This window comes from Rhizobium sp. CF080, assembly GCF_000282095.2.
Taxonomy (GTDB): Bacteria; Pseudomonadota; Alphaproteobacteria; order Rhizobiales; family Rhizobiaceae; genus Neorhizobium.
Genome location: NZ_AKKC02000005.1, coordinates 354,882 through 361,920 on the forward strand (window position 1 = coordinate 354,882; position 7,039 = coordinate 361,920).

7 protein-coding genes are annotated in these 7,039 nt (G+C 58.2%); all 7 read left to right on the forward strand.

Going from position 1 to position 7,039, the window contains the following annotated elements:
- Positions 1 to 222: 222 nt before the first annotated feature.
- Positions 223 to 1,398, forward strand: coding sequence for a zinc-dependent alcohol dehydrogenase (locus tag PMI07_RS17245; RefSeq protein ID WP_007757297.1), 1,176 nt, complete (start codon positions 223 to 225; stop codon positions 1,396 to 1,398).
- Positions 1,399 to 1,408: 10 nt separating this feature from the next.
- A complete protein-coding gene (locus PMI07_RS17250) occupies positions 1,409 to 2,320 on the forward strand; it encodes an NAD(P)/FAD-dependent oxidoreductase (RefSeq protein WP_348626245.1) in 912 nt (303 codons plus the stop codon).
- A gap of 393 nt (positions 2,321 to 2,713) precedes the next feature.
- Positions 2,714 to 3,886 (forward strand): phospholipase D-like domain-containing protein, encoded by a 1,173-nt coding sequence (locus PMI07_RS17255; protein ID WP_245277179.1) that lies wholly within the window; start codon positions 2,714 to 2,716, stop codon positions 3,884 to 3,886.
- A gap of 329 nt (positions 3,887 to 4,215) precedes the next feature.
- Positions 4,216 to 4,416, forward strand: a complete 201-nt coding sequence (locus tag PMI07_RS35760) for a hypothetical protein (RefSeq protein ID WP_007757289.1) — start codon at positions 4,216 to 4,218, stop codon at positions 4,414 to 4,416.
- A gap of 4 nt (positions 4,417 to 4,420) precedes the next feature.
- Entirely contained in the window at positions 4,421 to 4,636 is a 216-nt protein-coding gene (locus tag PMI07_RS35765; protein WP_007757286.1) for a hypothetical protein, read from the forward strand.
- A 90-nt stretch (positions 4,637 to 4,726) separates the two neighbouring features.
- Positions 4,727 to 5,590, forward strand: coding sequence for an SDR family oxidoreductase (locus tag PMI07_RS17265; RefSeq protein ID WP_007757284.1), 864 nt, complete (start codon positions 4,727 to 4,729; stop codon positions 5,588 to 5,590).
- Between the two features lie 337 nt (positions 5,591 to 5,927).
- A complete protein-coding gene (locus PMI07_RS17270; protein ID WP_081760851.1) occupies positions 5,928 to 6,224 on the forward strand; it encodes a DUF4142 domain-containing protein in 297 nt (98 codons plus the stop codon).
- Positions 6,225 to 7,039: the final 815 nt, after the last annotated feature.

Genomic DNA, 7,039 nt, shown 5'->3' on the forward strand with positions numbered 1-7,039 from the left:
TGCGTAGGAAGCCCGGCCCGGCGCACTGTGTGACATGGATTTCGAGCCGCGATCTCTGCCACGTCCGTAAAAAACTCAAAGGAACAAACAGAGAGATGTTCAGTTGCGTGTAGCTATCTGTGGCCCAACTATCTCGTAGGCGCAGCCGCGCTCGTCCTTCTGGCAACCACGGAAATCCGTGTGAGTGGGACAGCCGGACAATCACAACAAGGAGATTATCACATGAAGGCACTTTGCTGGCACGGAAAGGGCGATATCCGTTGCGACAGCGTCCCTGAGCCCACGATCGAAGACGGTCGAGACGCTATAATTAAGATGACCGCTTGCGCCATCTGCGGATCCGACCTGCATCTCATGGACGGCTATATTCCCTTCATGGAAAAAGGCGACATTCTTGGACACGAGTTCATGGGCGAAGTGGTTGAAGTCGGCCCCGATAACAAGAAGCTGAAGGTCGGGGATAGGGTCGTCGTCCCCTTCACTATCTGCTGTGGCGATTGCCAGCAGTGCCTGAAAGGCAACTGGTCGGTCTGCGAGCGGACGAACCGGAATGCCGACAACGCGACGAAGGCCTTCGGATATCCGACTGCGGGGCTGTTTGGATATTCTCACTTGACCGGGGCCTACGCCGGTGGCCAGGCGGAGTATGTGCGCGTGCCTTACGCCGACGTCTCGCCGATCGTCATCCCGAATGGCATGAGCGATGAACAGGCCCTGTTCCTTGGCGATATCTTCCCAACGGGCTGGATGGCTGCCGCCAATTGCGAGATTGAACCTTCTGATATCGTGGCGATCTGGGGCTGTGGCCCTGTTGGTCAGTTCTGCATCAAGAGTGCTTTAATGCAGGGGGCAGCCCGCGTGATCGCGATCGACAACGTGCCCGAGCGTCTTGCCTTGGCACAGCAGGCGGGCGCAGAGATCATCAACTTCGACGATGAAGATGCGACCATTCCCGAGCGGATCAAGGAAATGACAGGCGGTCACGGCGCAGACAAATGCATCGATGCCGTCGGAGCCGAATCCCATGCTACCGCGTCGTTCGATGCAATCATCGACAAGGTCAAGGCGGCGACGCTTCTGGGGACGGACCGGCCTCACGCCCTACGTGCCGCCATCATGGCTTGCCGTCCGGGCGGGATCGTGTCGGTTCCCGGAGTTTATGGCGGGTTCCTCGACAAAATTCCGTTCGGAGCGGCCATGAACAAGGGGCTGACGATCCGAACCGGGCAGACCCACGTCAACCGCTACTCTCTGGATCTCCTGCGGCGCATCGAGGAAGGCGAGATCGACCCGAGCTTCATCATCACCCACCGGGCAAAGCTCGAGGACGGCCCTGCCCTCTACGAAACCTTTCGCGACAAGAAGGACAACTGCATCAAGGTAGTGCTGACCGCATGATTCGAGCTCGATGATGTATGACTGTGTCGTGATCGGCGGTGGACCAGCCGGCCTCACCGCCGCCATCTACCTGGCCCGGTTCCACCTGAGCGTGATCGTCGTGGATCACTGCCAGGGGCGCGCCGCATCCATCCCTATCACTTACAACCTTGCAGGTTTTCCGGAGGGGATACCGGGGCGCGATCTTGTCCGGAGGATGCGGATCCAAGCCGAACGGTATGGGGCACATCTTCGCATCTCGGAGGTGACATCCCTGAAAAGGAACGGTGACATCTTTATCGCGACTGCGAACGATGAGTTCATCGTCGCGCGAGCCGTACTGCTGGCCTCAGGCGTCGTAAATCACAGACCGCCGATGTCTGACGAACGACACGCCGATGCGCTGGCGAAAGGGCTGATCCGATATTGCCCAGTCTGCGATGGTTTCGAGATCACCGACAAGAACATCGGTGTCCTCGGAACCGGGGAACGCGCGTTCAACGAGGCACTGTTCTTGCGGAGCTTTACCTCCCGCATAACCCTGATTGCGCCGGAAGGCGCCCACGACCTGATTGGGGAGCAATTGCTCACGTTGGCGCGATACCGAATAGAAAGTTTCGCGGGCCCGGTAGCTGGGATCGAGTTGGAAGAGGACAAGATCACCGTCAAATTGACTGACCGCGTTTTAACTTTCGCGTCAATCTACGCAGCGATGGGATCGGACGTGCGGTCAGAACTTGCAGCAGCCCTTGGAGCGACGCGGACCGCTGCCGGATGCGTCGAGGTCGACCGGCACCAGAGAACGACCGTCACTGGGCTCTACGCGGCTGGCGATGTCGTACTGGGTCTTGACCAGATCAGCAGCGCTATGGGCCAGGCATCGGTCGCCGCCACCACCATCCGAAATGATTTATGCAAGCAGCGGATCATTCTGCGCAGCTGACGATCCTGGCTGAGGCTGATCAAATCTGCGCCGAGGCTTCGCAGGAAATGGTACCAACTGGTCAAAGCCACAGCGGACACTACATAGCGGGCGCAACGAGCTCATTTGGTGGACGGCATGCGGACGATATTGGCAGAAGGCGAAACGTGCTGGCGGATCAGCCGTGCCGATAGGCTGTCGGTGATCGTCGACGCCGCGGATTTCTTTCGGCTTGCCCGTCAAGCTATGCTGAAGGCACGCGAATCTATCCTGTTGATCGGATGGGACTTCGACACCCGTATCGATCTTGTTCCCGACAAGCACGAAGACGGGCCGCCAGACAAGCTCGGAAGTTTCCTGAACTGGCTCGCCAAGCGGAACGATCAGCTCAATATCCGTATCCTGAAGTGGGACATGGGCCTGATTTCGTCAGTCGTCCGCGGAGAGACGCCGATTTATATGTTCGGCTGGATGTTTTCCAAACGCGTGCATCTAAAGCTGGACAGTGCGCATCCTCTAGCCTCCGCGCACCACATGAAGCTCCTCGTCATCGACGACCAGGTTGCATTCTGCGGCGGTATCGACATGACCGTTGGGCGGTGGGATACGCCCGATCACCTGGAAAAGGACAAGCGTCGCCGCTCGCCGATGGGATTTGCCCAGGACCCCTGGCATGACGCGACAACATGCTTTTCCGGCGACGCGGCAGCAACACTTGCCGAACTGGCGCGGTCACGCTGGCAGGCTGCAACGGACGAAACTCTCGAACCTGTCGAGAGGTGCACGGATGCATGGCCTGACGACCTCGAAGTGGATTTCCGCAACATCGATATCGGCATAGCCCGCACATTGCCGGAATACGAAGGTCGCAAGGAGACAGTCGAAATCGAGACGGCCACACTTGCAATCATCAAGAGCGCAGAGCGGAGGCTCTATATCGAAAGCCAGTATTTTGCGTCGCGTCGCGTTGCGGAAGCAATCGCCAAACGGCTCGAAGAAGCGGATGGCCCCGAGGTCATTGTGGTCAATCCGCAAGGCGCGAATGGCTGGCTGGAAGCCAAGACGATGGACTCTGCCCGAATCCGGCTGATGAACCTGGTCCAGGCGGCCGACATGCACGATCGTTTCCGTTTGCTTTATCCTGTCAACGATGCCGGAACCGCGATCTATGTGCATGCCAAGATCATGATCGCCGATGACAGGATCCTGAAACTTGGATCGGCCAATCTCAACAATCGTTCGATGGGCTATGACACGGAATGCGACATCCTCATCGAAGCTGGTCCCAATCAAGAAGAGGTCTCCAGCAAAATCACCGAGCAGCGGAACGCGCTTGTGGGCGAACACCTTGGACTGAGCGGATCCGAGGTGGCAGCCGCCGCAGAGGAGCATGGTTCCCTTCGGCGGGCGATCGAGGCCCTCACCGCGCAGTCGGGGCGTAGGCTCCTCGCCGTGCCTATGCGGAAGTTGACCGCCGACGAGGAGGTGCTGGCCGAATCTGACATAACGGATCCCGAACGACCTTCCGGCGTCAGCTACAGAGCCTCTGACTTTCTCAAGCGTCATTTTTATCGGGGGCAATCGTAAGAGGCCTGGCTACGACTTATGTCGCGTCTTTACGAGGGGGCTAAGCCGCGCTCTCGGGCTGATTTTGTCTTTTACCGGAACATTCGGGTTTTGATATGTCAAACCATCGGCGCTGCGGGTGGGACCAGAGTGACGGCCAGCTCACGTGACTAAAGGTCACTTCAATACAGAGCAAGACTATCAACTGGTTGCGCCTTCGAGCGACCCTCTTTTCGGTTCGAATAAATGTCGCGGCAAAGTCCTTGGTCCGACGATGCCGCGAGCTCCCAAACCTTGGTGGAACTAAGCGTTCGTCGTTTTGTTTGCTTTGCAGAAAGCGGAGTAAGACCATGGGAACGACTTCACCACAGTCCGGAGCACCCGGGACGACCGACCAATCACCGCGATGGGAAGGCCCCGAAAAAACCCGCCCACGCGGGTATCTGCCTGCAAAAGATAATCCCGACGTCGACAGGGATGCCGCGGGCGAGAACAATCAGGATCCGTCGCGAGAAAAGCTCTCCGACGCCGGCAAAACCAAGGGAGACTGATACGATGGCTAACCCCCAAGACGACGCCAAGGGCCAATATGCTCCGTCGCAGGCAGACCGAAAGGCAAGTGGCGTTCACAGCGCCAAACCCACCGTCATAACAGGTTCGGAAGACGCGACGGTTCACTGGGATCCGCCAGGCAAGAAGCATGAGAAGGATTTCGACCTGAATTATGATCCGGCGGAGATGAATAAGGGTGATTTCAGAGGGTGCCGCTGAGAGCAATGACTTCGCGTGAACCCAAAGGAAGGTGCGTGAGATGGCGGTTCGCCTTGGCAGCACCGACCGACCTTCAAGATGGAGATAACCATGGCTAACGAACGCCGACCAATCCCGCCCTATCCCGCCCAACATCAAGATCCGCCCGGGAAGACGGAGCTAATGCAGCCGGTCCCCGACCATGGAGAGCGCTCCTACCGTGGCAACAAGAAGCTGGAGGGAAAGGTGGCGCTGATTACGGGCGCCGATTCCGGTATCGGCAAGGCCGTCGCGATCGCCTTTGCGCGCGAGGGCGCGGATATTCTCATCTCATATCTGAATGAGGATGATGACGCGAAGGACACAGCGAAATGGATCGAGGAGGCGGGCCGTAAAGCAATCCTTCTGCCAGGTGACATCAAATCGGAGGGGCATTGCAACAGTCTGGTCCAGCGCGCCGTCGATGAACTCGGCGGGATAGACATCCTCGTCAACAACGCTGCGTTCCAGCGAACATATGAAGCGATCACCGACATCTCAGCCAGCGAGTGGGACGAGACCTTCCGCACCAATATCTATGCGCCGTTCTTTCTGTCGCGGGCAGCAATCCCTCATATGAAGCCGGGAAGCTCGATCATCAACACCACCTCCATCCAGTCGCGCCAACCTTCGTCGCAGCTCCTGGCTTATGCCTCTACCAAGGGCGCGATATCGAACTTTACGGCAGGGCTTGCGGAAATGGTGGCTGAGAAAGGCATCCGCGTAAACGCGGTCGCACCGGGGCCGATCTGGACTCCTCTTATCCCCTCGACCATGCCTGCCGAAAAGGCGGCCAAGTTCGGCGAACAGACATTGATCGGCCGGGCGGGACAACCGGCGGAGCTGGCTGGAGCTTACGTGCTCCTGGCCTCCGAGCTCGGCAGCTACATGACTGGGGCCGTCATCCCCGTGACGGGCGGAGAGATCATGATCTAATAATATTGGATAAGGCCCCGACAGGGGCTGGCGGCACTGCTGCCAGTACGGACTGCCCTGAGTGGGCGATCAGGTGCCGCAATTTGGGCAGGGTGTGAGCGGAACTTGGTTCTGCGTTGCTTTGCCGAAATACGATGGCGACGCCTAATAACGACTTGCGTCCCCGTATTCCGGTTAATCTCCTGAAATTTATGGCCTAAGGACGCCAAATCCAACCCAGATGCCCGTTCACCGAAGGAATGAAACGTGTCGAGTTCCGGTAATGGACTGATGTCGATCGGGATCGTCGGCTTCGCCACCTCTATGTTATTTTGCACTTCGGCTGGCGCCCAGCAAAATGGGAAAAGAAGCATTTGCGCAGGCGGCTGCCCTGGCGAACATGTTCGAGATTGAGGCGGCCAAACTCGCCATCGAGCGGGACAAAGATGAGCCCGCCGAGCAATTTGCGCGGGACATGGTGTTGGATCACACAAAGGCCGGGGCGTCATGGCGGGATAAGCACGCTCCTGAGCGATACGATACAACCAGTCATGTTGCGAGAAGTTATGCCGATAGATTGTCTGGACGCGGAAGACAGAACCTTGCCGGCCGTTATCTCGAAGGCAAGCGTCAAACCCTAGCAATCGCGTCTTGAAGCGCTACGCGAAACCGAGCGAATGCAAGATGAACGAAACGATGACTTCGCCTTCGGTTGTAAGAGAAGGCGCGAGCGTGGAGGGCCGCGACCCCGCAGTGATCAGGGATAATGAAGAGCACCGGAGAAATCAGCATGGCGCCGCGCCGGCGCGATTTCGGGAGTCCTCGACAGGACATGGGCGGTGAAAGGCAAGCCGCAGGAGCCTCAGCATAGCCCGAAGGGGAGGCGGGACCGATTGGCCCCGCACGAGACCTACCGTTTTGCCGTAGGCGGTCCCTCTCCGCGAGCGAGTATGCACCGCCCCGCTGAGTAAGCTTGCCCCGGAATCGACCTCTCTGCGCGCTCGCGGCGATTTCCTTTACGAAAGATGAAACGGCACCGTCGCCACGTCGGAAATGGAATTGTCCAGCCTAATAGTGCGGCTGCACGTAGCAGCCTCATTAACCCAGCAACGCTATTCCTGCGAGCGTACCGAGCATGATTGTCCATGACACCAATCTCAGAGTGATCCGAGGGCCGTCGGTAGGCCCGCTGACATCCGGTCTACGCAAATTCGAGTTGTCTGATCCCATGAGCATCGGTGATCCGCCTTGTTGTGGGAAGACGTCGGCCGCCGTCCGCGACAGCCGACAAGTAGGAGTAACGAACTCAGATCTTTGCGGTCTGCCCGGCTTCCTTGAGATTGGCGAACTTAATGGTAGTCCGACGAAGATTGGTTTTTAGCCACTTTGCCATCGCTATCTCCTCGTCGAGATTCGCCTGTAGGCCCGGCACCAATCCGGCAAAGCCACCAAGTTCGGCGACGGTAATGA

Bases quoted from the DNA above. Each gene is read 5' to 3' on its own strand.
- PMI07_RS17265 (WP_007757284.1), top strand. From the start codon at position 4,727: ATGGCTAACGAACGCCGACCAATCCCGCCCTATCCCGCCCAACATCAA.
- PMI07_RS17250 (WP_348626245.1), top strand. From the start codon at position 1,409: ATGATGTATGACTGTGTCGTGATCGGCGGTGGACCAGCCGGCCTCACC.
- PMI07_RS35765 (WP_007757286.1), top strand. From the start codon at position 4,421: ATGGCTAACCCCCAAGACGACGCCAAGGGCCAATATGCTCCGTCGCAG.
- PMI07_RS17245 (WP_007757297.1), top strand. From the start codon at position 223: ATGAAGGCACTTTGCTGGCACGGAAAGGGCGATATCCGTTGCGACAGC.
- PMI07_RS17255 (WP_245277179.1), top strand. From the start codon at position 2,714: ATGGGCCTGATTTCGTCAGTCGTCCGCGGAGAGACGCCGATTTATATG.
- PMI07_RS35760 (WP_007757289.1), top strand. From the start codon at position 4,216: ATGGGAACGACTTCACCACAGTCCGGAGCACCCGGGACGACCGACCAA.
- PMI07_RS17270 (WP_081760851.1), top strand. From the start codon at position 5,928: ATGGGAAAAGAAGCATTTGCGCAGGCGGCTGCCCTGGCGAACATGTTC.